This window comes from Streptomyces sp. NPDC048565 (assembly GCF_040650935.1).
GTDB lineage: Bacteria > Actinomycetota > Actinomycetes > Streptomycetales > Streptomycetaceae > Streptomyces.
In genome coordinates, this window is sequence record NZ_JBEZIH010000020.1 from 145,246 (window position 1) to 170,433 (window position 25,188).

Consider the following 25,188-nt stretch of genomic DNA (forward strand, 5'->3'; position numbering starts at 1 on the left):
GTCGTCCTCAACCTCCCCGCTTGGGGCGGGGGGTGGGCGGGGGTGGGGTGGGTGCGGGGTGGGGTGGGGTGGGGTGGGAATCAGGGCGTCGGGGGGAGTATGTCCTCCAGGTCCTGGAGGAGGCGGCGCTTGGGGCGGGCGCCGACCATCGACTTCACCGGTCCGCCGTCCTGGAAGACCATCAGCGTCGGCATCGACAGCACCGCGTAGCGGCTGGTGACGCCCGGGTTGTGGTCCACGTCGATCTGGACGATCTTGATGCGGTCGGACTCCTCCCCGGCGATCGCGCTGAGCACCGGTGCGAGCTGGCGGCAGGGGCCGCACCAGTCGGCGGTGAACTCGACCAGGACCGGCAGCCCGGCCTCCAGGACCTCCGCGTCGAACGTCGTGTCGGTGACCTCGGCTACGCCTTCTGCGTGGATCATCGGGTCTCGTCCTTCCAGTTCGGTTCACTCAGTTCACATCGGGGCTCCGGGCCGCCCGGCAGCTCGGCGGTCGCCTCCAGTTCGGCGCGTGCCAGCTGGGCCCCTACCTCCGTGCGGATCGACTGCAACTGACCGATGAGTGAGTCCAGTTCGCCGAGCTTGCGCCGGTAGACGACCAGCGAGGCAGGGCAGGCGTCGCCCGCCGGATGACCGGCGCGCAGGCAGTCGACGAAGGGACGGGTCTCCTCCAGGTCGAACCCGAAGTCCTGAAGGGTCCGGATCTGCTGGATCAGCCGCAGGTCGCTCTCCTCGTACGTGCGGTAGCCGTTCTCCGCACGGCGTGCCCGCAGCAGGCCCCGTGACTCGTAGTACCGCAGCGTCCGTGTCGTCGTGCCGGCGCGTTCGGCCAGTTCCCCGATTCGCATCCCCCGACAGTAATCCTTGACGTCGGCGTCAAGGCAAGGGAAGGGAAGAGAGGGAGGGGAAGGAGGAGGAGGGGAAGGAGGAGGGGAGGAGGCTGCGGGGCTGCTCCGGGGAAACCTTCCGTGCCTCATCGATCTTCTTATCGAATTCCGTCACCCGTACAGGTGCACATTCCGATCCCTGGTGATCAGGCCCCGAGAAAGGCCACAGAATGATCTGTGTCCGCGACTTCTCCGCGTGCGCTTTTGTATCCGCATGCACCACAGAATTGAGTTGAACATTGCACCGCTTCGGGACCGCAGTCGTTCTCGCCGCTGCGGGACTTCTCGCCGCATTCGCGCCGACGGCCTCGGCCGCACCCGCGGATGCCGGTGAGGTCGCTGTCTTCCGTACCGAGGTGGCGCCGCTGACCACGTACGCCAGTCCCCGGGGCTGCCACAAACTCCCTGCCGACGCGCACGTGCTCGTCAACCGCAGCGAGCGCCCCGTGACGGTGCACGGGGACCCCTTCTGTCTCACCCCGGGACTCACCGTCCAGCCGGGGCACGGGTCCCATGTCGCCCCCGGCAGCGGCAGCTTCTCCGGCTGATGGTGGAGGTGAAGGCGGTTCAGCGGGAGCCCCTGCCGTCCCGGCCGGCATCCGCGCAGGTGCCTCAGCAGGTCACGTCGTCCCCTGCCGACGGGGCCGCCGACCTGGTGGTCGTCGGACTCGGCCATGTCGGGCTGCCGCTCGCGCGCAGTGCGTCGGCCGCCGGTCTTCGCGTCCTGGGTCTCGATGTCAGCGCCCTGGTCGCTTCCGGACTCGGCGCGGGGCGCTCGCACGTGGGCGGCGTGAGCGACGCCGATGTCACGGCGATGCTCGCCCAGGACTTCCGGGCGAGCACCGACCCGGAGATCGTGCGCGGCGCCCGCACCGTGGTCGTCTGTGTCCCCACCGGGCTCGTCGCCGACGGCGGTCCCGACCTCGCGCAGGTCGAGGCCGCCACGGAGGAGGTCGCCCGGAGGATCGGTCCCGGCACCCTCGTGGTACTGGAATCAACCAGTTATCCCGGCACGACCGAGGACGTCGTGAGACCGCTCCTGGAAAAGGGCAGCGGCCTCGTCGCGGGCCAGGATTTCGCTCTGGCCTATTCCCCGCAGCGCATCGACCCGGGAAACAGGAAATGGGGAGTGGAGAACACTCCGAAAATTGTCAGCGGATACACGACCGACTGCGCGAGACGGGCCGTCGCCTTCTACTCCCCATTCGTCAAGGACATCGTCCTCGCGAAAGGCACCCGGGAGGCGGAGATGGCGAAACTCCTGGAGAACACCTACCGATACGTCAACATCGCTCTCGTCGACGAGGTGGCCCTCTACTGCCGGCAGAGCGGCATCGACGTATGGGACGTCCTGCACTGCGCGGGGACGAAGCCCTTCGGGTTCGGCCGGTTCGTGCCCGGCCCCGGTGTCGGCGGCCACTGCATCCCGGTCGATCCCCGCTATCTGGCCGCCGAGGCCGAACGTCAGGGCTTCTCCTTCCGGCTGCTCGACGCCGCCCGCCAGGTGGTCGACGCCATGCCAGGGCATGTGGCCCTCCGCGCACTCGGCCTCCTGGACGAGCACGGCGTCCGGCCCGACGGCGCCCGGGTGCTGCTCCTGGGGGTCACCTACAAACCCGATGTGGCCGACATCCGCGAGACCCCGGCGCGGGGCGTCGCGACGGTGCTGGCCGAGTCGGGCGCCCAGGTCACCTACCACGACCCGTACGTGGACCGTTTCCACGTGGGTGGCACGGCACTGCCCCGGGCCACCGACCTGGACGAGGCGCTGGAGTCGGCCGACCTCGTCATCCTCCTCCAGCCCCACGCCTGTTACGACCTCGGAGCGCTCGGGCGCCGCGGCCGGCCCCTGCTCGACACCCGGGGCGCCGTCACCGGCAGGTTCGTCACCACACTCTGACGCCCACTGTGCCCCGCCCTCGAAAGGCCGGTGGCCTCTCCCTCAGCTCGCGCGCCCTCCACGGCGCGTGCGGCCCCTCGGTTCCGGTCCGCCGGAGCCCATGGGCCCCTGGTGCGCCGGACGCACCGCTTGTCCGCATCACCCGTAACGAAGAAGGAGAACATTCATGAGCACTGCCCTGGCCAACGAGCGTCTGCGTAAGCGTTTCGCCCGCTGGGACGTCGACGGCAACGGCCTCCTGGAGCTCAGCGACTTCCGTCAGGAGGCCGCCCGGATCGCCAAGGCCTTCGGCAAGGCGGAGGACGCCCCCGAGGTGCAGGGGCTGCGCGACGCCTTCGAGGCGCTCTACACCCACCTCGCCGAGCAGAGCGGTTCCGCCCAGGGTGGGATCTCCGAGGAGGGCTTCCTGCGCGCCACCGAGCAGCTGCTGTTCAGCGAGGGCGAGGCCGCGTTCAACCGCGCGCTCGGCCCGGTCGTGAAGTCCCTCGTCCAGCTCTCCGACTCCGACGGTGACGGCGTGCTCGACGGCAAGGAGTTCTCGACGTGGCTGGTCGCGATCGGCCTGCCGGCCGGCCAGGCCGACGAGGTCCTGCGCAAGGTCGACGCGAACGGCGACGGAGTGCTGAGCGAGGACGAACTGCTGCGCGTGGTGCGTGAGTACCACTACGGCCGCCTCGACATCGAGCTGCTGGGCTGATCCAGCACCGCTGGGAGGGGGGCCGGCGGTCCAGGACCGCCGGCCCTCTTTCGCATGCTCCGCTCAGGCCGGTTCGTCCGCCGGGCCCTGGCGCAGGATCACCGGCACTTCCGGGCTCAGGCCGAGTGAGGCGCCGGTCAGCAGGTGGGGAGCGTGGATGAGGATGTTGTAGTGGTTGGGCAGATGGCAGCCGTCGAAACCGAGCACCGTCCCGTGTTCGGTTCCGCCGATGGCCAGGGAGTCACCCCGGTCCACCACCCCGCCGCACTCCATCTCCGCGAAGCCGAGGAAGCCGACCCGGTCGATCCGGGCTCCTGGGCGTGGGTCCCACTGGTCGGTCACCACCAGCTCATGGACCTCGCCCCGTCGCACACAACGGCTCGCCCACTCCAGCAGGGTCATTCCGCGGTCCGTACGCCGGTGCAGCAGCACCTTCACCAGCGTGGCCCGCACCGGCCTCTTGGGGCCGTCCTCCGCCGTGTTCCTCATGCCCCTGCCACCGGGGCGACAGACAGAGCGGCCTTCTCATGGGCGTACGCCGCCTCCACCAGGTCCAGACAGGCCAGGCCGCCGGATGCGCCCTCCCCGAAGCCGCCGCCGGCCCGCAGTGCGGCGAACTCCGTGAGTACGCCCTCGTACTCGTGCCACAGCGAGCCCTTGAAGCCGGGGTGGGCCGCGAGGAGGTCCGCGTGCAGGGTGCGGCCGTCCGCCAGGGTGACTGTGACGTCCTTCCGCTCCCCGGCGTACGACCAGTCGAGCAGCACCTCCGCCTCTGCCCCGGTGGCCGACCGCAGATCCACCCGGGCGCTGCGGTCCACCCCGGCCGGGTCCCTGCCGATCAGGGACCCGGCGGGGGCGACCTCACCCATCAACTGCCGTACCAGATCGAAGGCGTTGGGCCCGTTGTCCGCGACGCATCCGCCCCCGCAGCGCTCCGGTTCCAGATACCAGGACTCGCCGCCCGTGTGCTCCTCGATGCGCTCCAGATAGCGCACCAGCACCCGGCGCACGGGAGAACCCGCCTCGGCCACGGCCTCCCGCAGCGCCCGGAAGGCGTCGTTGTGGCGGCGGTGGAAGGCGGTGAGCAGCGGTGTGTCCGACCGTGCCGCCAGGGCGACGAGTTCGCGGCCCTGGGTCGCCGTCAGGGCCAGCGGCTTCTCCACGCAGACCGGGACACCGACAGCCAGGGCCGCCCGGCACACCTCGGCGTGCGCGTCGTTCGGGACGGCGACGACCACCCCGTCGAGGCCGGCCTCCCGCACCATCGCCTCGGCGTCGCTCCAGGCAGGCGCCCCGCCGCCACGCTCCCGCAGCACCTCGGGGCGGGCGTCGCACACCGCGGCGAGCCGCCAGTGCGGGGAGTGCTCCAGGGCGGCGAGGTAGTAACGGGAGATCGCTCCGAGCCCGATCACACCGAGGGCGGCGCGTGTGTCCTTCATCGGGCCTCCCCCATGCCGGGGCCCGCGGTCGCGAGACCCGTGGTCGCGTGACCCGTGGTCGCGTGACCCGTGGTCGCGTGACCCGTGGTCGCGTGACCCGTGGTCGCGAGACCCCGGGTCCCTGTCCCCGCGGTCGCGGACCCCGTGGTCGCGGCGCTGTCGAAGAGCCCCAGCGTCGTCAGCTCCTCGTACAGGCCGGTGGGCAGCGGGACGCCCTCGCTCCGTCGGTGCGCCGCGCGCTCCGCCTCCCACCAGCCGGGGTAGCGCACCTCACCGTCCGCACCCGGTGCCGGGAGGCAGTCGGCGACCGTCCCGAACAGGTCCCGCATCGCCTCGGTGAAGTCCCCGCCGGGGCGCAGCCGCCCGGCGTCCACGGCGAGCATCAGGAAGCCCACGCCGTCGTCCACCCCCTGCGCGCCGCCGTCCCCCGTCAGAGCCTCGGGGGCGGGTCCTGTGGCGCTTCCGGACAGGCCGGCGGCCAGTACCTCGACAGCGAGGCCCAGGCCGAAGCCCTTGTACGCACCCGTCCCGGATTCCCCGCCGAGCCAGCGCAGCCGGGCCTCGCCCCTGTCGTACGCACCAGGGTCGGTGACGGGGGCGCCGCGTCCGTCCTCCAGCCAGCCCTCCGGGACCGGAGCGCCCTCGCGTTCGGCAAGCCGTAGCCGTCCGGTGGGCACCACCGTGGTGCTCATGTCGAGGACGTAGGGGTGGCCGGGCAGGGCGGGCGCGGCCACGCTCAGCGGATTGGTGCCGAGCAGCGGGCGACCGCCGCCCGGTGCGGGGACCAGCCGCTGGCCGCCGCAGTTGGCCGCAACGACGCCGACCATTCCGGCGGCGGCAGCCCTGGCCGCGTGGAAGCCCGCGCAGCCGAAGTGCGTCCCTCCCCGTACGGAGACGAGGCCGATGCCGTGGCGCCGCGCACGGTTCACCGCGTCGTCCATCGCTTCGGCCGCCGCCCACAGGCCCAGCGCCCGGCGGTGGTCCACGACGGCGCAGGCCCCCAGGTCGTTCACCGTCACCGGCTCGGCGCGCGGGTCGCAGCGCCCGGAATCCAGCAGCGGCAGATAGAGCCGCTCCAGGTTGAACAGCCCGTGGGAGGGGAATCCGGCGAGGTCGCCGTGGCAGAGCGCCTCGGCCGCCGTACGGGCCCGTGCCACGGGCAGCCCCCGGCGGGCGAAGAGGCCCGTGACGGCGTCCAGCAGCCGTGCGTGGCCGACGAGGGCCTGGGGCGCCTCGGGTCGGGGGGTGGTGGTCGTCACGCGGTGGTTCCGCCTTTCTGGCAGAGGTCTTCCCCGGAGGGGAGCGGGGGTGCGGGCCGGTCGGCGAACGCACCGAGGAGCCGGGCGACGACGCGAGCGAACTCCTCCAGGTCGTCGAGGTCGATGAACTCGCCCTGCGCGTGGGCGTGGTTGGCATCCAGCGAGCCGGGGCCGATGACCGTGGTGAAGGCCCCGGGCAGACCGCTCGCCCAGAGGGCGTCGCAGGTGAAGCCGGGGTCCGCGGCGGGGGCCTGTTCCGCGCCGGCGCCGGCGAGCAGGGCCTCGGCCCAGGGGTCGGAGTCGTGGAGCGCGGGCAGGTCTCGCTTGTCCCAGCGGAGTTGTACGAGTGCTTCCGCGTCCTTGGCCGTACGCGCGAACGCGGCGGTCCGCGCGAAGCGTTCGGTGAACCCGGCCAGGCCTTCCCTGAGGGCTTCGGTGAGCGCGTCGGCGAGCCGCCGGCCGTGCTCCTCGTGGCCGTACGAGAGGTTGAGCAGCAGTGTTCCGCGGCCGTAGACACGGTTGTGGAGCTCGCCGGTGTGCAGCCCCGCGACACAGACCCGGGTGCCGGGGACGGCGCCGTCGAGCCGGTGGCCCAGGTGCTGGGCGAGGTGTCCCAGCAGGACGCTCGCGTTGTGTCCTGCCTCGGGGCGGTCGTCGATCGCGTCCTCGCCGTCCACAGTGATCCGGGCGGTCATCGAGGCGGTGGAGCGGGGCAGCGAACGCATACCGGTGGGTTCGCAGAAGACGTTGAGCCGCCCGTAGTGGCCGTCCGCGAGCAGGGGCCGGGTGCCGTACGTGCCCATCGCGCCGCCCTCCTCCCCGGCCACCGCCTGCACCAGGACACCCACGCACCGGCCCAGCTCGGGCCGGGCGGCCACCGCTGCCCGGATCCCGGCGAGCAGGGCGACGGCCGGCCCCTTGGCGTCGACGGCGCCCCGGCCGTGGAAGCGGGCGCCGGCGAACCGCACGGGCTCGTCTCCGGCCACGGTGTCGAGGTGGACGTTGAACATGACCGTGCGGGAACGGGGCAGCCCGGGTCCCAGGCGCAGCAGCAGGCTCGGCTGGGCGGCGAGGAACCCGGGGTCGGCCTCGGCCGCCCGGCGTACCACCGCGGGCACCCCCGGCCGGTCCAGCCAGCCCGGGTCGGGCGGAGCATGGTGTACGACCCGCATTCCGGCCCGGTCCGCCGCCTGCGCGTAGAGCCGCTGGGCGGAGCGGATCGCCCCCGGCGCGGTGCCGCCCTCCAGAGGGCCGGCCGTGGGCAGGGAGAGCAGGTCAAGGAGCAGCCGGTGGTCGGCTCCGTCGAGCAGAGGACCGCCGGGCGGGGTCATGGGGCGCCCTGCCGCTGCGGTCCGGGCACGGTGAGGCCGGTCAGGAGCTCCTCCAGCCGGCGGCCTGCCCGGACGAAGAGGTCCGTCGCGCCCTCGCCCGGCCGCCTCAGGCCCTCGTGCGGACGCAGCGCCAGGTGGGGTTCGAGCGAGAGCGGGCCGGTGTAGCCGGCGGCGGTGAGGGTCCGCAGGCAGTGCGCCACCTCCGCCTCCCCGTCGCCTGGCAGTACGTACGCCGTGGTGCCGTCGGGCCGGCGTACTGCGTCCTTGATGTGCACGTGCTCGACGTACGGCAGGAGGGGGCCCAGCAGGTCGGCGGCGCGGTATCCGTGGGGGACGCCGTTGCCGGTGTCGAAGAGCACCCGCAGGGCGGGGCTGTTCACCTCTGTCAGCAGGCCCAGGGTGCGGCCGGCGTCGGAGCCGGCCCAGCCGGCGCAGTTCTCGTGGAGCAGGGTGAGCCCCGCCGCCTCGGCCCGGCCGGCCAGCAGGCCCAGGCGCTCGACCGCCCGCTCGCCCCATTCGCGCTCCGGCAGACCGTCGTTGGGGTACGACATGACTCTGATGCGCGGGCAGTCGAGCAGGAGCGCGCACTCCTCCATGACCCGCAGTTCGTCGAGGTCGAGGCCGAAGTCACCGGTCACGGGGCGGGCCCAGTTGCCGATACGGGAGGCGAGGGCGATCACCCGGACCTCGGCGTCGGCCAGCCGGCGGGCCGAGGCACGGATCTGGGCGGTGGGTACGTCGGCCAGGGGGACGCCGTCCAGCGAGCGGAGCTCGACGGCCCCCCAGCCGAGGGCCAGGACTGCTGACAACTGGCCCTCCAGGGACGGCGCGGCCTCGTCGCCGATCCCCGCCAGCACGTGCGGGGAGGGGCCGAGGGGGCGCGCGCCCGGTGCGTCGGGGTCCGGGAGACCGCCGTCCGCCAAGGCCGTGTGCCGTACCGTCATGCCGTCACCCGCTCCGTGGATCCGGCCGCCCGTGCCTCGCAGAGCAGCCGGGCGGCCTCCGCCGCGACGGTGAAGTCCATGGCCGGCGAACCATCGGTCACGGGCCCGTAAGCGGTGCGGAAGAGGGCCAGGATCGCGTCGTCGCGGAAGATCTGCCGCTCTCCGCCGGGCAGCACGAGCTGGGCGTGGTCGTCGTCCTCGCCCACCGGGAAGTGCGCGGTGACCTCGACGTCCCGGAACTCCAGGACGACGCTGCGCCGCCGCACGGGAGCCGTCAGGTCCGAACGGATGGCCGTACGCACGCCGTTGTCGTGGTGCAGGGTCAGCTCGGCCCCGCCCAGGCCGGAGCGCAGCTCCCGGCCGACGCGCAGGTCCGCGCAGTGGGAACGCAGCAGGCGGGCCGGGCCTGCCAGACGGACCACGAGGGCGAGCGCGTGCGGGATCTCCACCTCCAGCGCACTGTGGTGCGCGGATGTGGTGAGCGACTTCGTGAAGCGGGGCTTGTGCTGTTCCACCGTGATGGCCAGGAGCGGCCCGTACCGCCCGTCGGACACCGACCGGGCGAGCCGGGCGGTGAGTTCGGAGGCCAGCCAGTGGGTGACGACGGCGATGCGCAGACCGGCTCGCTCACGCAGCTCCCGCAGCGCGTCGAGCTCGGCGTGGGAGGTGGCGAGGGGCTTCTCGATCAGCATCCGCCTCACCCCGTGGTCCGAGAGCTCGCGCAGCAGCGGCAGCCTGTCCTGCGGCGGTGTGCAGACGTGTGCCACGACGGAGGCCGGGTCGGCCACCCGGTGCAGCGCCTCGGCCGCGGAGGTGGTGAGGACGACCCCCGACAGGTCACGCCCGGTGTCGGGGGCCGGGTCACAGCCGATCACCGGGCCGATACGGAAACCGGGTGAACGTGCCAGCTTCCGCAGCGCCTTCAGGTGCAGTCCGGCTCCCGAGCGGCCGAGTCCTATCACCAGGGGCTGCAACACATGCGACACACAGTCTCCTCAAGGGTGGTGGCGATTTCGGCGCGGGAATTCCTGGCCCCCTGAAGCCTTTCGACCGGACCGAAGCGGAGTCAAGCCACGCCTGGAATATGCACTACAACGTGTGAAACGGATTGTTTTTCTTGTCGTCCTGGCCCGACGTGAGCGAGTCTGGGTTCGTTCATGGCGAAGATCGGGAAGGGTTGCACGATGGGTTCCGACCCCGAGGTCAGCGGCCTTGTGGATGTGTGCGTGACACCTGTTCAGGAAGTACAGGAATTAACTGTTCAGGAAGTAACCACTCAGGAAGTAACCACCCAGGAAGCACCCGAACCCCCGCCGCCAGGAGTGCCGTTCTTCTCCCAGGCCCGCGGATTTCGCCGGCTGTGGCCTTTGGTCGAACAGAACCTTGAGCGCGTGTTCGACAACGGAAAGTTCTCCCACGGCGCCCAGGTGAGCGAATGGGAAGAGGCACTTTCCGCCTACACCGGAGCCCGATTCGCCATCGGGGTGAACAGCGGGACGGATGCGCTGATTCTGCTGTTGCGCGCGTGCGGTCTCCGGCCGGGTGACGAAGTACTGGTGCCCGCCTACTCCTTCTTCGCCACGGCATCCTCCGTCGTTCTCGCGGGAGGCACTCCGAGGTTCGTCGACATCGACCCCGTCACCTACGCCATGGATCCACGGGCACTGGCCGCCGCGATCACCCCGGCCTGCCGCTTCGTGATGCCCGCGCACCTCTTCCACCGGACCGCCGACATGGCCGCGATCGGGGCCGTGGCCCGGGACCACGGACTGACCGTCGTGGAGGACAGCGCCGAGGCGATCGGGATGCGCCGGCAGGGACGGCACGCGGGTCTGTACGGAGCGGGCGGGGTGCTCTCCTTCTTCCCGAGCAAGACGCTCGGCGCCCTGGGTGACGCGGGGGCCGTGCTCACCGACGACCCGGAGCTGGCCCGTGCCGTCGGCGCGCTGCGCCACCACGGCCGGTCCGGGCCGACACTCGACGACTTCCCCGCGATCTCGACCGGGAGCAGCTGGGTCGGCACCAACAGCAAGATGGACGACGTACAGGCGGCCGTGCTCCTGGCGCGGTTGACGACCCTGGAGAGCGACATCGCCCGCCGCGCCGTCCTCGCCGCCCACTACACCGAGCGGCTGCGCGGCGTCCCCGGCGTCCTGCGCCTGCCGCGCTCCACCGCCCGGTCCGAGGACGGGGACCGGGACGTCTTCTACGTCTATCTGATCGAGGCCGAGCGCCGCGACGCCCTCGTCGCCCATCTCGAACGGCAGGGCATCGGCACGGAGGTCTACTACCCGGTGCCGCTGCCGCACCAGCCCGCGTTCGCCCGTGCCGGACACCGGCCGGGCGATTTCCCGCACGCCGAGCGGGCGGCCGGGCAGGCCGTGGCGCTGCCGCTCCACCCGGACCTCACCATCGAGGAGGCCGACCGGGTATGCGACGCCGTGGCGGGCTTCTACACGCCCCGCGCGCAGGCCCCGTCCAAGGAAGGCGGGCGCCTGAAGTGACCGCACCCACCCACAGCGCCGGAGTCGCGGCCGGCCCCATCCCCTTCTTCCCGCCCCATCTCTTCGAGGCCGACCGCAGGGCTCTGCTGGGCCTCGTGCGCGAGGTCGCGCTCGACCCCTCGCAGCGCTTCATCCTCGGCCACCGCACCCAGGAGTTCGAGCGGGTGCTGCGTGAATCCCTGGGCGCCACCGACGTCGTGCTGTGCGGCAGCGGCACCTCGGCGCTCGAACTCGTCCTCACCGCCATGGACATCGGCCCGGGCGACGAAGTGGTGGTCCCGGCCTTCGGATGCGCCCCGCTCGCCGCCTCCGTCATCAACATCGGGGCCGTCCCGGTCTTCGCCGACATCGAGCCGCACACCATGGTCGCCGACCCCGACGCCATGGAGCGGTGCATCACGCCCAGAACCAAGGCCCTGATGCCCGCGCACATGTTCTCCGTCATGGCCGACATGCCCCGCTTCCGCGCGCTCGCCCGCCGCCACGGGCTGAGGCTCGTCGAGGACTCCGCCGTCGCCCAGGGAGCCGTTCTCGGCTCCACACCGGCAGGGCTCTGGGGCGATGCGGGGGTCTACTCCTTCGTCCAGGTGAAGTCCTGCGGGATGCCGGGCGAGGGCGGTGCGATCGTCACCCACGACGCCGAACTCGCCCGCAGGCTCAGGATGCTGCGCAACCACGGACAGGACGGCCGGCAACGCTTCGTCCACCATGTCGTCGGCCGGAACAGCCGCTTCGACGAGGTGCAGGCAGCCTTCCAGCTCCACCGCTTCGAGGGCTTCCCTGCCCGGCTGGAGCGCAGGGCCGCCATCGCCGCGTGTTATACCGAGCGCTTCGCCCCGCTCGCGGACCACGGAATCCTCGCGCCTCCCCCGGGCCGCGACGGCCGCTGCCACTACGTCTACTGCCTGCTCGCCGAGGAACGCGACGCCCTGCGCGCCCATCTCACGGGCGCCGGCGTGGAGACCCACGTCTACTACCCCCGGCCGCTGCCCGCGCAGCCGGCCTTCGCCCGGTACGCCCGCCCCGGGGAGACATGGCCACGGGCCGAGGCCGCCTCCGCGCGCATCCTCGCGATCCCCGTGCACCACCTCCTGACCGACGCCCAGGTGGAGCACATCGCCGACAGCGTCCGCTCCTTCGCGGACGGGCACTGAGCCACGGCGCGTCCCGTTCGCCCCGGCCTGCCCGGCACGAACGACATGAACCACACGAAAGACCGAGGAACGATGACACAGAACGTCGCAGCCGAAGCGGGAGCCGTACCCGCCGCGCCCTGCCCCGAGGGCAAGCTGCAGAGTTACCGGAGACTGGGCAAGCTCGACGTCTTCGACTACTACCTGAGCGCGCCGGTCGTCCTGGCCGCGGTCCTGCTGCCGCTCTCCGGACTGACCGGCCGCGCCGTGGGGACGCTGTCGCTCCTCCTCCTCGGTCAGGTCCTCGTGATCATGGCCATGGTCGCGCTGGACGATGTGACGGGCTACCGGGACGGCAGCGACCTCGCCAACTACGGCCCCGACCACCCGCTGCGCAACAAGCTGCGCAAGCCGCTCGTCGCCGGGACACTCACCGAACGCGAGGCGCTCCGCTTCGCCTGGACCTGTGCCGTGGCCGGCGCGGCCGTCTGGGCGCTCACCGTCGCCGTCGCCCCGCACCGGCCGCTGTGGGCGGTCGTGCTGCTGGCCGCCCTCTACGTCGTCTCCCTCCAGTACTCCTACGGCCTGAAGATCAGCTACCACGGCTTCCAGGAGGCGTTCCTCGTCGCCCTGGGGCTGATCCTGGTCCTCGCCCCCTACGGGCTGCTGACCGGGCAGTACACCGGCTTCCTCCTGGTGCAGGGGCTCCTCTTCGGCTTCGGACCGCTCATGTTCGGGGTGTACTCCAACACCAACGACGTCGACGGTGACCGCGCCGTCGGGCGCCCCACCGTGGCAGCCCTCGTCTCCACCCGTGGCAACGCCGTCTTCATCGGGGTCCTGTCGGCCGGCGAGTACCTGATCAGCGTCGCTGCTTCCGTCACCGGCATCGCACCCTGGTGGTTCGCCCTGGTCATGCTCCCGGCCGGGTGCCTCAGGCTCCGGCAGTACGTGACCGGCTTCCGGGGCGGAAACGTCATGGTCGCCCGTCGCACGGGCTTCCTCGTGCACCGGCTGAGCGTCGTCCTCCTCATCGTGACGAACCTGCTCGTCGGAGCGGGCGGGGCGAGCGACGCGGGCGGCGCACTCGGAGCGCTGGGAGCACTCGGCGCAGGGGCCTCATGAGCCACGACCTGGATGTCGCCGTCATCGGCGCGGGTCCGGCCGGCCTCACCGCCGCGCATGAACTGAGCCGCGCCGGACTGTCCGTACGCGTCTTCGAGAGCCATGCCGAGGTCGGCGGCCGGATGCGGTCCTTCCGGCACGACGGCTGGACCGTCGACCAGGGGGCCGAACAGGTCCCCTCCCACGGCTACCGCGCCACCTGGGAGCTGCTCGACCGCCTCGGCGTCCCCCGCACCGACGTGCCCCGTATCTCCGGCGGCATCGCCGTCTGGCGCGACGGCCGGGCCCGCCCGGGGGTCGCAGGGCCTGGAGCCCTGCTCGGAGCCGGCGCCGGGCTCCGGCCGCGGGCCAGGCTCGACCTGGCCAGGCTGCTGGGGCGGACCGCGAGCCGGCCCGGCGCCTACGACGGTGACCGGCCCGAGAGCACCCCGGCCGGCGCGGCCACCATCCGTGAACTGGCCGGGCGTTACCACCCGGACCTGCACGACTACCTGCTCCAGCCGCTGGCGGAATGCTGCTTCGGCTGGGACACCGCCCGCTCCACCGCCGCCCCGATGCTGAGCCTGCTCGCCGAGGTCGGTCCGCCGTCCGGCTGGCGCACCTACCGCGACGGCATGGACCTGCTGGCCCGGCGGCTCGCCGGCACCGTCGACGTCGAGACCGGCAGGACCGTGCACGAGGTCGTCGAGGCGAACGGCCGTACCGTGGTGCGCTGCTCGGACGGGGAGATCACCGCGCGGGCCGCCGTGCTCGCCGTACCTGCCCCCGTCGCCGCCGCCCTCCGGCCCCAGGCGCCGCCCGAGGAACGCGCGTTCATCGACGCCTGCACCTTCAGCTCCGCGCTCAAGGTCAGCTGTCTGCTGGACCGGCCCCTGGCGCCCACCGCGGCCGGCCGGCCCCTGTATCTGCTGCTCACCCCCGCCGTCGAGGAGAACGTCCTGACCGCCGTCATCGCCGACCACGTCAAACACCCGGGCCGCGCCCCGCACGGCAAGGGTCTGCTGACCCTGATGGCCGCTCCCGGGACCGTGCCCGAGCTGCTGGACAGCGCGCACGAGGAGACGGCGGGCCGGCTGCTCGCAGCCGCCGAGCGCTATGTGCCGGGGCTCGGCGCCGCCACCCTCCGCACCTTCGTGCACGCCTTCCCGCACGCCCTGCCCGAGGCCACGCCACGCGCCCTGCACCTGCGCGAGCGCTTCGCGGCGCGCCCCGTCCGCGCCGTCGAGTACGCGGGCGACTGGGTCATGCTGCGCCCCGCGTCCGAGGGCGCCGTACGCTCCGGCGGTCTCGCCGCATCGCGTGTCCTCAGCCGGCTCGGTGCCCCTGACCCGCGTCCCGCGCAGCTGCCGGCGGTGGCCGGGTGAAGCCGTACGACATGGGGCTGCTCTTCGACGAGGCCGCGGCCCGCGGGCACGCCACCGTCGTCCACCTCGACCGGCCCTTCGACCTCGCACCCGACGGCGGCACCCGGTGGACCGTCCCCGAACTGGCCGCCCTGGTCGCCACCACCGCCGCCCGGCTCGCCGCGGCCGGGGCCGGGCGTGGTGACCGTGTGGCGGTCGTCAAGGAGAACCACTGGGACTACGACCTCCTCGCCTGCGCCGCGGTCCGCGCCGGGGCCGTGCCCGCCCAGCTCTCCGCCGCTCTCGACCCACCGGTCCTCGCCGCCCTGCTCACCAGGCTCCGGCCCGCGGTGCTCATCACCTCGGCCGCCGTGCTGGAGCGCTGCCGGGCCGCGGGCACCGATCCGGCGGCCCTGGCCGGCATCTGCCTCACCGTGGGCGCCGATGCCCCGGGCGTCGTCCCGCTCACGGACATCGAGCCCGGGCCCCGGGTGCACCGCGCCCGCCATGACGACGAGCCGCTCGTCATCAACCACACCTCGGGCACCACCGGGGTACCCAAGCTCGTCACCCACTCCACGCGCACGATCATCCGTAAACTCGCCCGCTTCGAGGCGGTTCCCTACCCCGGCATCGGCGTCCGTCGCGGCGACACCCTGCTGCACGCGGGCTCGTACGCCCATGGGCGCACCTTCTGCTGGACGGCGGTGGCCTTCTCACGCGCCCCCGAGGCCGTGGTCCTGCTCTCCGGCACCGCCCCTGACACGGTCGATCCACTGCTGCGCGCGCACCCCCCGACCATCGTCGAGGCGCTGCCGAGCGTCTACGTCCGCTTCCAGGGCCTCACCCGCCGGCTCGACAACCCCTTCCGCCGGGTCCGCCTCTACATCAGCACCTACGACGCTGTGCACCCGCCCACGCTCCGCGCCTATCTGCACGCCAGCAGGCGTCAGCGCCCCGTGTGGATGCAGGGCTGGGGGCAGACCGAGACCGGTCCGCTGACCTTCCGCTTCCACACGCGTACGGCCACCGACGACGCCGGCTCCACCGCCCGCGACCTGGGCAGGCCCATCCCGTTCAAGACCCGGCTGCGCGTGGTCGACCCCCGCACCCGCATGCCGCTGCCCCGCGGCAGTACGGGGCTTCTGCAGGCCAGGACCGCCGCCCTCGCGCTCGGTTACGTCGGCGAGGAGGACCGCTGGGCCGACAAGCACCACGACGGGTGGTGGAACACCGGCGACCTCGGGGTGCTGCGCCGTGACGGAAGCGTGCGCCTCCTGGACCGCGAGGTCGACAGCCCCGGCCGGCTCAGCTGCCTGGAGACGGAGGACCTGCTCGAAACGCGGCTGCCCGAGGCGCTGGAGTGTGTCGTCCTCGGCCGGCCGGACGGCAAGGACCCGATCCCCGTCGTCGTCACCCCCGACGGACAGCTCGCTCCTGCCCGTTGGGACACCGCGGCGGCCGGCCTCCCGCTCGCCGAGCCGACCGTCCTCACCTGGGACGAGGTGCCGCGCACCGGCACCGGGAAGGTGCGGCGCTCCGCCCTGCTGGAGCAGCTCACCGGGGACGCCGGCACCTGCGGCACCGGCCGCTGGACCTGACGGTGCCCGCCCCTCCTCCTCTTCACCCCCTCTCGCACCGAAGGACTCCCACCGTGCCGCACCCGACGGCCACCGAGCCCACTGAGCCCACTGGGGGGTACGTCTTCGACAACGCCACCCCGCACAGCACGGAACAGCACCGCTGCCTCGCCGCTGCCTACGACCCGGTCACCCTGCCCCGGCTGGCCGCCACCGGGGTCGGCCCCGGCTGGCACTGCCTGGAGGTCGGCGCGGGCGGCGGCAGCGTCGCCCACTGGCTGGCCGGGCACGTCGGCCCAGGTGGCTCGGTCCTGGCGACCGACGTGGACCCCCGCCACATCTCCCCCGCCCCGCACTTGGAGGTGCGCGCGCACGACCTCGTGCACGACCGGCTCCCCGAGGACCGCTACGACCTCGTCGTGGCCCGTCTCGTCCTCCAGCACCTGCCCGAACGGCGCACTGTGCTCGGCAAGCTGGTCCGTGCCCTGCGGCCCGGCGGGGTGCTCCAGATCGACGAGTTCGACACCTCGTACGAACCCCCGCTCCTCTCGCCCGACCCGGATGCGGAGAAGCTCTACACCGCCTTCCTGGAGGCCAAGTCCGCCGCCATGCGCGCCGGCGGAGGTGACCCGCAGTGGGGAAGGCGGGTGCCGGAGGCGCTGCGGGAGGCCGGCCTGGTCGGGGTCGATGTGCACCCGCACATCGAGGTACGCCACGCGGGCTCGCCCAGCCTCCAGCTCCAGCTCCACCACACCCACCATCTGCGGGAGAAGCTCCTGGCCCAGGGGCTGACGGACCGGCAGCTCGACCGGGTGCGGGAGATCATGCGGGACCCGGGCTTCCGTGCGGCCAGCAGCGTCCTGTACTCGACGCAGGGCCGGCGCCCCGGGCGGGCGGCCCTGTGAGCACCACCACCCCCGTGCTGCCCGCCACGACGGCGGAGGTGACGGCTCGTCTGCTCCGGGGGGCGACCGACGGGGTCGTGCCGCCCGGCGCCGTGCGGGACGTACGTCTGACGGCGGACTGGGCGGGGCCGGTCGCGACACCCCTCGCCGATGAGGACGCGGTCCAGGCGGCCTGCGGGATCATGCACGTCCACGGGCGGGCAGGCGGCAAGCCGCTCCCGCTGGGGGTGGACTACGCCGCCACCACCGCCGGAGTGCTCGGCGCCCTGGGTGTCTGCGCGGTCCTGCTCGCCCGGCACCGTGGGCACGGCCTGAGCGAGGTACGGACCTCGGCCGCGCAGGGTGCCCTGCTCGCGCTCTCCCAGTACCTCGCCGCCGCCACGGCCCCCGCTGACAGCACGGAAGGCCCGTACGGCGCGGAACCGGCCGGGCGCGGTGGAGCGACGCTGGTGTCGGCCGAGGGCACCGCCTTCGAGATCGAGACCCTCGATCCCGACGCGTGGCGGGAGTTCTGGCAGCGGCTCGGTGTCCCCGCCCGGCTCGCGGGACGCGGCTGGGGGGCCTTCCAGCGGCGGTTCGCGAACGCCGTGTGCGCCCTGCCCGAGGAGCTGCGGACAACGGCCCGCGCCACGCCGCTCCGGTCTCTGCGCGAGGCCGCTGCGGTCTGCGGCGTCAGTCTCGTCCCGCTGACGGACGACCCTGTACCGGGTCCCGCGGTCGAGCCGGTGCGCCTCACCCCGGGGCCGCCGTACGTGCCGGTGGTGACCCCGGTCCGTACGTCCGCCGTCCTGCCCCTGGCGGGCGTACGGGTGGTGGAGTCGACGCGCCGGGTGCAGGGTCCGCTCGCCGGTCATGTCCTGCGGCTGCTGGGTGCCGAGGTGATCGGCGTCGAGCCTCCTGGCGGCGATCCGATGCGCGGGCTGCCGCCGCTCGCGGGTGGCTGTTCGGTACGCCACTCGGCGCTGAACTCCGGGAAACGGGTCGTCGAGGCCGACCCGCGTACGGCCGCGGGGCACGCCGCCGTGCGTGAACTCGTCGCGGACGCCGATGTGTTCCTGCACAACTGGGCACCCGGCCGGGCCGGGCGCCTGGGGCTCGACGCGGAGGACCTGTGGCGGGTCAGGCCCGGACTCGTGCATGCCGGTGCCTCCGGCTTCGGCGACGCCTGTCCGCCCGGACAGACCCCGATCGGCACCGACTACCTCGCCCAGGCCCGCAGCGGTCTCGCCGCCGCTCTGCGTCCGGCCGGGGAGAACCCCGCGCCCTCCCTGATGACGCTCACCGATGTGCTCGGCGGCCTCCTCTGCGCCCACGCGGTGGTGGCGGGGCTGCTGCTGGGCGCCCTCCGGGGGCACGGGGTGCGTGCCGAGTCCTCTCTGCTGTCGGCCGCCGGCCTGGTGCCTCGCCCTGCCGTGCGACGCCGGGCCCGGTCGCCGCTGGAGACGCCGGTACGCACGGCCGACGGCTACCTGTGCCTGGGCGGGCGGATCCGGGCCGATCTCCCCCTGCTCGCGCGGATCACCGGCCCCGGTACGCCGGACCCGCGCGCCCTGGCCACGCGCTTCGGCCACCGCACCACCGGCCAGTGGCTGGAGCGGTTCGGCCTCGCCGGTGCGGCCGCCACCGAGGTCCGTACCGATCTGGGCACCCTCCCGGACGATCCGGGCTTCCGGGACGCCGTGGATCCGGCCCCGCCGGGCGGGTATGCGACGGTCCGCAGCCCCTGGACGTTCTCGTGACGGGCGCGCCGAAGGTGGCGGGGGCGCCGAAGGTGGCGGGGGCGGCGGTGCGCGCGCCCTGGACCTCGGGCAACGGGGTGGCCTTCCCCGACCATGTGCCCCGTGCGGACCGCCGCGCCTGGGCCGAGCGGGGGCTGTCTCCCGGCCGCGACCTCTACTCCCTCTTCCGCCTCCGTGTGCGGCTCCATCCCACCCGCCAGGCGGTCGTGGAGACCGGCGAACCGGCCGGTGGCGGCCTCACCTACGCGGCCCTGGACGCCGAAGTCCGGCGTATCTGCGCGGTGTTCACCGATGCGGGGCTCGGCGCGGGGGACGTGGTGGCACTGCGGCTCCCTGGAGGCCGGGACGCGGTCGCCGCCGAACTCGCCGTGTACGCGATCGGCGCGGTCGCCCTGCCCTACCCGCCGGGCGGCGGCAGCCGGGACACCCTTGCGCTCCTGGGCGCCTCCCGCGCGCGGGCCGCCGTGTTCACGGAGCCGGACGATGTCGCGGTGGCCGGGCGACTCCCGGATATCGAGGTGCTGTTCAGCCCACTTCCCGACCTGCCCGGCACCCGCCCGCTCGGCAAGTGCGCCGGCCGCCCCTGGCACCCCGGCCGGGTGGATCCGGCGGCGCCGGCCCGTGTCCTGGTCTCCTCCGGCACCGAGGCGGCGCCCAAGATGGTGGCCTACTCCCACGAGGCGATGGGAGGGGGCCGGGCCGCGTACGTCCGGGCGCTCGCGCCGGGTGCGGAGCCCCGCCGTCATCTCGTCCTCGCCCCGCTGGGCTCCTCCTTCGGCTCGTGCGGCATCGTCACCGTCGCCGCGCTCGGCGGCACGCTCGTCGTCCCGCCGTCGTTCTCGGTGCGCGGGACGCTGGCCGCGCTCGGCGTCCACCGGCCCACGCATGTCTTCGGGGTGCCGACGATGCTGCGGCGGCTCGCCGAGACCCCACCCGCGCAGGGCGAGGACTTCACCGGCCTACGGGCGCTGGTGTCCAGCGGTGCGGCGCTGCCGCACAGCACGGCCCGGGCCTGCGTACGGCGTTTCGGGCGGCCCGTGTCGAAGGTCTACGGCTCCTCGGACGGCGTCAACTGCCACACGGTCTGGTCGCCCGGAGCCGAGGAGGAGTACGCGGGGATCCCGGATCCTGCGGTCACCCTGATCCGGATCACCGCTCCCGGTGACCGCACGCTGCCCGCGGGCGCCGTCGGGGAGATCCAGGCCAGGGGCCCGATGACGCCGCTGTGTTACGTCGCGGACGCCGATCTTGACGCGCGCTACCGGAGCGCCGACGGCTGGGTGCGCACCGGTGATCTCGGCCGGCTCGACGCGGACGGGAGGCTGTTCGTCCTGGGCCGGCTGAAGGACGTCGTGATCCGCGGCGGGCACAACATCAGCCCCGCCGAGGTGGAGCGGGAGCTCGCCAACCATCCGGCCGTGGCCGAGGCCGTGTGCGTCCCGGTGCCCGATCCGGATCTCGGCGAGCGGCTCTGCGCCTGTGTCCGGCCGGTTCCTGGCGCCCCCGCGCCCTCCCTCGCCGATCTGGCCGGCTTCCTGGTGCGTCGCGGCCTGGAGTCACGCAAGCTGCCCGAGCGTCTCCTGCACGTCCCGGCCATGCCACTGGGCCCCACGGGCAAGGTGTGCCGCCGCTCCCTGTCGGAGCGGGCGGCGGCACACTGCCGTGGGGCCCGGTGTCAGTCCGGCTGAGGGGCGGGTACTCCCAGGCACTCCCCTCCGGTACGTCGTATGTCGTACGCCTTACGCCTTACGCCTTGGCCAGCGAGGGCTTCTCCTCGTCGCCGTCCCGCTGTTCCGGGACCTGCTCCGCGTGGCTCTCGTCGGCGATCATCTTCTCGTCGAACGGGAGCGCGCCGGAGAGGACCTCGTCCACCCGGGCCCGGTCGATCTCCTTGGTCCAGGTGCCGACGAGGATGGTGGCCACCGCGTTGCCCGCGAAGTTCGTCAGGGCGCGGGCCTCGCTCATGAAGCGGTCGATGCCGACGATCAGGCCGACGCCGTCGACCAGTTCGGGGCGGTGCGACTGGAGTCCGCCCGCGAGGGTGGCGAGACCGGCGCCGGTGACGCCCGCCGCGCCCTTGGACGCGATCACCATGAACGCCAGCAGGGAGACCTGCTCGCCGATGCTCAGCGGGTCACCCGTGGCGTTGGCGATGAACAGCGAGGCCATCGTGAGGTAGATCGCGGTGCCGTCGAGGTTGAAGGAGTAGCCGGTCGGCACGGTGATGCCGACGACGGGCTTGCTGACACCGACGTGCTCCATCTTCGCGATCAGCCGCGGCAGGGCCGACTCGGACGAGGAGGTGGAGAGGATCAGCAGGAACTCACGGCCCAGGTACTTCAGCAGCAGGAAGATGTTGACCCCGGAGACCACGCGCAGGATCGCACCCAGGATCAGGAAGACGAAGAGCGCGCAGGTGACGTAGAAGCCGATCATGATCATCGCGAGCGACTTCAACGCGTCCACGCCGGTCTCGCCGACCACCGCCGCCATCGCGCCGAACGCGCCGACCGGGGCCGCCCACATGATCATGGCGAGGATACGGAAGACGAGGCGCTGGATGTGGCCGATGCCCCGCAGGACCGGCTCACCTGCCGAGCCCAGGGCCTGGAGCGCGAAGCCCGCGAGCAGGGCGATGAGCAGGGTCTGCAGAACCTCGCCCGCGGTGAATGCCGACACGATGGTCGTGGGGATGATGCCGAGCAGGAAGTCCGCGGTGGATTCGCTGTCGCCCGAGACCTGCGCCTCGCCCACGGCGCGCGTCGCCTCGGTGATGTGGAGGGTGGAACCCGGCTCCAGGATGTTGCCGACGACCAGGCCGATGGCCAGGGCGACGGTCGACATCACCAGGAAGTAGCCGAGGGCCAGACCGCCGACGGCGCCGACCTTGGCGGCCTTCCGTACCGAGCCGACCCCCAGCACGATCGTGCAGAAGATGATCGGCGAGATCATCATCTTGATGAGGTTGACGAAGCCTGTGCCGATCGGCTTCAGCTCCACGGCGAAGTCCGGCGCCGCGAGGCCCACCGTGATGCCCAGCACCACGGCGGCGATCACGGCCAGATACAGATAATGCGTGCGGTCCCGTCGTGCGGCTTTCTCTGCCACGGGGGTCTCCTCGGGGTATGTGCGGCTCCCCGTCCCTGGGGGCTCCGGTGACTATCCACTTCCCTGTGACGGCCGTCACCCTTGCGTTCATATCGTTCACACGCCATTTCGAGCCACCTTGGGCCCGCGCTCCCCGCCAGGCAGACTGTGAGACATGCGCCTGTCCCGTGCCCTCCCCCGCAGCCTGGCCGGCCAGCTGTTCGCGATGCAGGCCCTGCTCGTGGCCGCGGTCGTGGCCGGATGCGCCTTCTTCGCGTACGCCTCGGGCCGCTCCCAGGCCGAGACGACCGCGGTCCGCCAGGTGCGGGCGACCGCTCTCGCGATGGCCGAATCGCCATCGGTGCGGGAGGCGATCCGTACCCCGGACCCGTCCGCCGTACTCCAGCCGTACGCGGAGCGGGTCCGCGAGGAGACCGGGATCGCGTTCGTCACGATCATGAATCCGCAGGGGGTCCGCTGGACCCACCCCGACCCCACCCAGATCGGCCGGGACTTCATCGGGCACACCGAGGGCGCGCTGCTCGGCGAGACGTTCGAGGAGACCTACGCAGGCACCCTGGGGCCCTCGATCCGGGTTGTCACACCGGTCCGCGACGGCGACAGGATCGTCGGCCTGGTCAGCGCGGGCATCACTGTCCAGCGGGTGTCCACGCAGGTACGCGAGCAGCTCGGCGCCCTGGGGACCGCGGCGGGCGCGGCCCTGGCGATCGGCGCGCTCGGGACGTACGTGATCAACGCCAGGCTGCGGCGGCACACGCACGGGATGAACGCCAGGGAGCTGAGCCGGATGCACACGTATCACGAGGCCACGCTGCACGCGGTGCGCGAGGGGCTGCTGATGCTGGACGGGCAGCGCCGGGTCGCCCTGGTCAACGACGCGGGCCGGGAGCTGCTGGGCCTGGCGCCGGGGTCCGTCGGGCGCCGGGTCGACGAGCTGGCACTGCCCGCGCCGCTGACCGGGGCGCTGCTGGCGTCGGAGCCGCGGGTGGACGAGGTCCATCTGACCGCGGACCGGGTGATCGTGGTCAACACCAGCCCGGTGGTCGGCGGCGAGCGGCGCGGCACGGTCGTGACGCTGCGGGACCACACGGAGCTGCAGGCGCTGTCGGGTGAGCTCGACTCGGAGCGCGGTTTCACGCAGGCGCTGCGCTCGCAGGCGCACGAGGCGGCGAACCGGCTGCACACGGTGGTGTCGCTGATCGAGCTGGGCCGGGCCCAGGAGGCGGTGGATTTCGCGACGGCGGAGCTGGAGCTGGCGCAGGCCCTCACCGACCGGGTGGTGGGCGCGGTCGGTGAGCCGGTGCTCGCGGCCCTGCTGCTCGGCAAGGCGGCGCAGGCCAACGAGCGGGGGGTGGAGCTGGTGCTCGCCGAGGACAGCGTGATCGACGACGGGGCGCTGCCGTCGTCGCCCGCCCCCCGCGACCTGGTGACGATCCTCGGCAATCTGATCGACAACGCGGTGGACGCGGCATCGGAGGCCGCGACGGGTGGCGCGGGCGCTGCCGTCCCCGCGCAGCGCGCCGCGACGCGGGCCCTGGTCACGGTGACCGCGCGTACGGAGTCCGGCGAGCTGCTGCTGCGGGTGGCGGACACCGGCGCCGGGATCGGCGAGGGCGACGCGGACGAGGTGTTCCGGCGCGGCTGGACGACCCACGGCACGGGCCGCGGCCTCGGCCTGACGCTCGTACGGCAGGCGGTCCACCGCAACGGCGGGGCGGTGACCCTGGGCCGGGCGGCGGAGGGCGGCGCAGAGTTCACGGTGCGGCTGCCGCTCACCGGCCGTACGGCGGGGACGGAGGTGGTGGCACCGTGATCAGGGTGCTGGTCGTGGAGGACGATCCGGTGGCGGCTGACGCCCATCAGCTGTACGTGAACCGGGTGCCGGGTTTCGAGGTCGCCGCCGTCGCCCACTCACGGACCGAGGCCGCTCGGGCGCTGGAGCGGACAGAGGTGGATCTGCTGCTGCTCGATCTGTATCTCCCGGACGGGCACGGCCTGCAACTGCTGCGTTCGCTGCGGGCCGCCGGGCACGGGGCGGACGTCATCGCGGTGACGTCGGCGCGCGATCTGGCGGTGGTGCGGGAAGGCGTCTCGCTCGGCGTCGTGCAGTACGTACTGAAGCCGTTCACCTATCCCACGCTCAGGGACCGGCTCGTGCGCTACGCCGAGTTCCGGGCGGCGGCGGGCGAGGCGAGCGGCCAGGAGGAGGTGGACCGTGCGCTGGGCGCGCTGCGGGTCGCGGATCCGGCCGCCCTGCCGAAGGGGCTGAGCGGGCCGACGCTGGAGGCGGTGACCCGGGCCCTGCGGAAGGCGCCGGACGGGTTGACGGCGGCGGTCGCCGGGGAGGAGCTGGGGATCTCCAGGATCACCGCCCGCCGCTATCTGGAGCACCTGGTGACGGTGGGCCGGGGCGTGCGCCGGCCGAGCTACGGTCAGGTCGGCCGGCCCGAGCTGCACTACCACTGGGTGGCCGAAACCCGCTGATGTTCCGGGGTGCCGCAGCCGAGGCCGCCGTAGGAGGATCATACGAAGGGTGAAGTAATAGGAACAGCCTGTAGCCAGGCCGTTCGCGGGCTTCTACGGTGGGGCCGTGCACCCCTCCCCTCCCTTCAACGCCCCCGCCGCGCGCCGCCTCCGCGAGGCACTGGGAATGGCTCCCGGACATGTTGCGTACGGCCTCGGCGCGCAGTACGGACTTCGGATCACGGCAGAGACCGTGATGGCCTGGGAGCGTGGAACGGCCCTGCCGGGCGAACGCGAACTGAGGGCGCTGGCCGGTGTGCTGTGGTGCGCGCCGGGTGAACTCCTGGCCGCCGCGAGCACGTTGCGCGAGCACCGGCTGGCCCGGGACGTCGCGGTGGACGATCTGGCGCGGACGCTCGGGATGACGGCCGCCGCGTACCAGCGGACGGAGGAGACGGGCCGCTGGCGCGGCAACGAGCGCCAGGCGGTGGCACTCTGCGACGCGCTGGACATGTCGGCGGCGCAGTTCCTGACGGCGACCGGCCGGAACGAGGAGCTGGCGGACCTGCTGACCCGGGCGGTCACGACGCGCTGGCAGGCCTACGTACGCCCGGTGGACAAGCTCGTGCCGCTGGACCGGATCCTCCTCCAGAACGTGCTGGAGCAGCTGCACGCCGACTACCAGTCCCTGATGGTGTCGACGCTGAGCTGGAACACGACGGGCCACGACCGGGCGGGGACGGCCGGCGAGGCGGGGCGGGAGTTCCTGGACCGGGTGGTCGAGGAGTTCTGGCGGACGGCGGGAATCTGAGACCCGCCAGGACCCGGG

At 73.0% G+C, this 25,188-nt stretch carries 23 protein-coding genes; 14 read left to right on the forward strand and 9 right to left on the reverse strand.

What is annotated here, in order from left to right:
- Nucleotides 1-80 precede the first annotated feature (80 nt).
- Nucleotides 81-425, reverse strand: coding sequence for a thioredoxin (gene trxA / locus AB0C75_RS23770; protein WP_362893698.1), 345 nt, complete (start codon nt 423-425; stop codon nt 81-83).
- Nucleotides 422-850: a MerR family transcriptional regulator gene (locus tag AB0C75_RS23775; RefSeq protein WP_362893699.1), complete on the reverse strand. Its 429-nt coding sequence runs from the start codon at nt 848-850 to the stop codon at nt 422-424. The genes trxA and AB0C75_RS23775 overlap by 4 nt, the downstream gene beginning before the upstream one ends.
- Nucleotides 851-1,128: 278 nt before the next feature.
- Here AB0C75_RS23775 and AB0C75_RS23780 point away from each other — a divergent pair, with 278 nt between their 5' ends.
- The 3 genes from AB0C75_RS23780 to AB0C75_RS23790 all read left to right on the forward strand — a co-directional run bounded on the left by AB0C75_RS23780 (nt 1,129) and on the right by AB0C75_RS23790 (nt 3,486).
- Entirely contained in the window at nt 1,129-1,437 is a 309-nt protein-coding gene (locus AB0C75_RS23780) for a hypothetical protein (protein ID WP_362893700.1), read from the forward strand.
- Complete coding sequence (locus tag AB0C75_RS23785) at nt 1,437-2,789, forward strand: nucleotide sugar dehydrogenase (RefSeq protein ID WP_362893701.1); 1,353 nt, start codon at nt 1,437-1,439, stop codon at nt 2,787-2,789. Before AB0C75_RS23780 ends, AB0C75_RS23785 begins: the two co-directional genes overlap by 1 nt.
- A 166-nt stretch (nt 2,790-2,955) precedes the next feature.
- Nucleotides 2,956-3,486, forward strand: a complete 531-nt coding sequence (locus AB0C75_RS23790; protein ID WP_362893702.1) for an EF-hand domain-containing protein — start codon at nt 2,956-2,958, stop codon at nt 3,484-3,486.
- 63 nt (nt 3,487-3,549) lie between these two features.
- Here AB0C75_RS23790 and AB0C75_RS23795 read toward each other — a convergent pair whose 3' ends face one another.
- The 6 genes from AB0C75_RS23795 to AB0C75_RS23820 are packed head-to-tail and all read right to left on the reverse strand — an operon-like array spanning nt 3,550 to nt 9,445.
- On the reverse strand, nt 3,550-3,975 hold the full coding sequence (locus AB0C75_RS23795; protein WP_362893703.1) for a hypothetical protein: 426 nt from the start codon (nt 3,973-3,975) through the stop codon (nt 3,550-3,552).
- A complete protein-coding gene (locus AB0C75_RS23800; RefSeq protein WP_362893704.1) occupies nt 3,972-4,925 on the reverse strand; it encodes a Gfo/Idh/MocA family oxidoreductase in 954 nt (317 codons plus the stop codon). Before AB0C75_RS23800 ends, AB0C75_RS23795 begins: the two co-directional genes overlap by 4 nt.
- Nucleotides 4,922-6,184 (reverse strand): Ldh family oxidoreductase, encoded by a 1,263-nt coding sequence (locus AB0C75_RS23805; protein WP_362893705.1) that lies wholly within the window; start codon nt 6,182-6,184, stop codon nt 4,922-4,924. Before AB0C75_RS23805 ends, AB0C75_RS23800 begins: the two co-directional genes overlap by 4 nt.
- Entirely contained in the window at nt 6,181-7,515 is a 1,335-nt protein-coding gene (locus AB0C75_RS23810) for a M20/M25/M40 family metallo-hydrolase (RefSeq protein WP_362893706.1), read from the reverse strand. Before AB0C75_RS23810 ends, AB0C75_RS23805 begins: the two co-directional genes overlap by 4 nt.
- Nucleotides 7,512-8,459 carry a sugar phosphate isomerase/epimerase gene (locus AB0C75_RS23815; RefSeq protein ID WP_362893707.1) on the reverse strand — a complete coding sequence of 316 codons (948 nt, stop codon included), beginning with the start codon at nt 8,457-8,459 and terminating at the stop codon, nt 7,512-7,514. Before AB0C75_RS23815 ends, AB0C75_RS23810 begins: the two co-directional genes overlap by 4 nt.
- The gene (locus AB0C75_RS23820; RefSeq protein ID WP_362893708.1) at nt 8,456-9,445 is read right to left on the reverse strand and encodes a Gfo/Idh/MocA family oxidoreductase; all 990 of its coding nucleotides are present in this window, start codon (nt 9,443-9,445) and stop codon (nt 8,456-8,458) included. Before AB0C75_RS23820 ends, AB0C75_RS23815 begins: the two co-directional genes overlap by 4 nt.
- 336 nt (nt 9,446-9,781) lie before the next feature.
- On the opposite strand from AB0C75_RS23820, the gene AB0C75_RS23825 reads away from it, so the two are divergent.
- The 8 genes from AB0C75_RS23825 (at nt 9,782) to AB0C75_RS23860 (ending at nt 20,476) form a co-directional block, all read left to right on the forward strand.
- Nucleotides 9,782-10,963 (forward strand): DegT/DnrJ/EryC1/StrS family aminotransferase, encoded by a 1,182-nt coding sequence (locus AB0C75_RS23825; protein ID WP_362893709.1) that lies wholly within the window; start codon nt 9,782-9,784, stop codon nt 10,961-10,963.
- Nucleotides 10,960-12,117: a DegT/DnrJ/EryC1/StrS family aminotransferase gene (locus AB0C75_RS23830; protein ID WP_362893710.1), complete on the forward strand. Its 1,158-nt coding sequence runs from the start codon at nt 10,960-10,962 to the stop codon at nt 12,115-12,117. The genes AB0C75_RS23825 and AB0C75_RS23830 overlap by 4 nt, the downstream gene beginning before the upstream one ends.
- A 72-nt stretch (nt 12,118-12,189) precedes the next feature.
- Nucleotides 12,190-13,221 (forward strand): UbiA family prenyltransferase, encoded by a 1,032-nt coding sequence (locus tag AB0C75_RS23835; RefSeq protein ID WP_362893711.1) that lies wholly within the window; start codon nt 12,190-12,192, stop codon nt 13,219-13,221.
- Nucleotides 13,218-14,585 (forward strand): FAD-dependent oxidoreductase, encoded by a 1,368-nt coding sequence (locus tag AB0C75_RS23840; protein WP_362893712.1) that lies wholly within the window; start codon nt 13,218-13,220, stop codon nt 14,583-14,585. Before AB0C75_RS23835 ends, AB0C75_RS23840 begins: the two co-directional genes overlap by 4 nt.
- Nucleotides 14,582-16,165, forward strand: coding sequence for a class I adenylate-forming enzyme family protein (locus tag AB0C75_RS23845; protein ID WP_362893713.1), 1,584 nt, complete (start codon nt 14,582-14,584; stop codon nt 16,163-16,165). The genes AB0C75_RS23840 and AB0C75_RS23845 overlap by 4 nt, the downstream gene beginning before the upstream one ends.
- A gap of 53 nt (nt 16,166-16,218) precedes the next feature.
- Complete coding sequence (locus tag AB0C75_RS23850) at nt 16,219-17,049, forward strand: methyltransferase (RefSeq protein ID WP_362893714.1); 831 nt, start codon at nt 16,219-16,221, stop codon at nt 17,047-17,049.
- Nucleotides 17,046-18,788, forward strand: a complete 1,743-nt coding sequence (locus tag AB0C75_RS23855) for a CoA transferase (protein WP_362893715.1) — start codon at nt 17,046-17,048, stop codon at nt 18,786-18,788. The genes AB0C75_RS23850 and AB0C75_RS23855 overlap by 4 nt, the downstream gene beginning before the upstream one ends.
- On the forward strand, nt 18,785-20,476 hold the full coding sequence (locus tag AB0C75_RS23860; protein WP_362893716.1) for a class I adenylate-forming enzyme family protein: 1,692 nt from the start codon (nt 18,785-18,787) through the stop codon (nt 20,474-20,476). Before AB0C75_RS23855 ends, AB0C75_RS23860 begins: the two co-directional genes overlap by 4 nt.
- 58 nt (nt 20,477-20,534) lie before the next feature.
- Here AB0C75_RS23860 and AB0C75_RS23865 read toward each other — a convergent pair whose 3' ends face one another.
- On the reverse strand, nt 20,535-21,896 hold the full coding sequence (locus AB0C75_RS23865; RefSeq protein WP_362893717.1) for a cation:dicarboxylase symporter family transporter: 1,362 nt from the start codon (nt 21,894-21,896) through the stop codon (nt 20,535-20,537).
- 154 nt (nt 21,897-22,050) lie between these two features.
- Here AB0C75_RS23865 and AB0C75_RS23870 point away from each other — a divergent pair, with 154 nt between their 5' ends.
- From AB0C75_RS23870 to AB0C75_RS23880, 3 genes are all read left to right on the forward strand, one after another.
- Complete coding sequence (locus tag AB0C75_RS23870) at nt 22,051-23,709, forward strand: sensor histidine kinase (RefSeq protein ID WP_362893718.1); 1,659 nt, start codon at nt 22,051-22,053, stop codon at nt 23,707-23,709.
- Nucleotides 23,706-24,380 (forward strand): response regulator, encoded by a 675-nt coding sequence (locus AB0C75_RS23875; RefSeq protein ID WP_362893719.1) that lies wholly within the window; start codon nt 23,706-23,708, stop codon nt 24,378-24,380. The genes AB0C75_RS23870 and AB0C75_RS23875 overlap by 4 nt, the downstream gene beginning before the upstream one ends.
- Before the next feature lie 166 nt (nt 24,381-24,546).
- Nucleotides 24,547-25,170: an XRE family transcriptional regulator gene (locus AB0C75_RS23880; RefSeq protein WP_362893732.1), complete on the forward strand. Its 624-nt coding sequence runs from the start codon at nt 24,547-24,549 to the stop codon at nt 25,168-25,170.
- Nucleotides 25,171-25,188: the final 18 nt, after the last annotated feature.

What these genes read in the sequence shown, in the direction of transcription:
- trxA (WP_362893698.1), bottom strand. Translation starts at nt 425, where the DNA reads ATGATCCACGCAGAAGGCGTAGCCGAGGTCACCGACACGACGTTCGAC.
- AB0C75_RS23775 (WP_362893699.1), bottom strand. Translation starts at nt 850, where the DNA reads ATGCGAATCGGGGAACTGGCCGAACGCGCCGGCACGACGACACGGACG.
- AB0C75_RS23785 (WP_362893701.1), top strand. Translation starts at nt 1,437, where the DNA reads ATGGTGGAGGTGAAGGCGGTTCAGCGGGAGCCCCTGCCGTCCCGGCCG.
- AB0C75_RS23790 (WP_362893702.1), top strand. Translation starts at nt 2,956, where the DNA reads ATGAGCACTGCCCTGGCCAACGAGCGTCTGCGTAAGCGTTTCGCCCGC.
- AB0C75_RS23795 (WP_362893703.1), bottom strand. Translation starts at nt 3,975, where the DNA reads ATGAGGAACACGGCGGAGGACGGCCCCAAGAGGCCGGTGCGGGCCACG.
- AB0C75_RS23800 (WP_362893704.1), bottom strand. Translation starts at nt 4,925, where the DNA reads ATGAAGGACACACGCGCCGCCCTCGGTGTGATCGGGCTCGGAGCGATC.
- AB0C75_RS23810 (WP_362893706.1), bottom strand. Translation starts at nt 7,515, where the DNA reads ATGACCCCGCCCGGCGGTCCTCTGCTCGACGGAGCCGACCACCGGCTG.
- AB0C75_RS23815 (WP_362893707.1), bottom strand. Translation starts at nt 8,459, where the DNA reads ATGACGGTACGGCACACGGCCTTGGCGGACGGCGGTCTCCCGGACCCC.
- AB0C75_RS23835 (WP_362893711.1), top strand. Translation starts at nt 12,190, where the DNA reads ATGACACAGAACGTCGCAGCCGAAGCGGGAGCCGTACCCGCCGCGCCC.
- AB0C75_RS23840 (WP_362893712.1), top strand. Translation starts at nt 13,218, where the DNA reads ATGAGCCACGACCTGGATGTCGCCGTCATCGGCGCGGGTCCGGCCGGC.
- AB0C75_RS23870 (WP_362893718.1), top strand. Translation starts at nt 22,051, where the DNA reads ATGCGCCTGTCCCGTGCCCTCCCCCGCAGCCTGGCCGGCCAGCTGTTC.
- AB0C75_RS23880 (WP_362893732.1), top strand. Translation starts at nt 24,547, where the DNA reads ATGGCTCCCGGACATGTTGCGTACGGCCTCGGCGCGCAGTACGGACTT.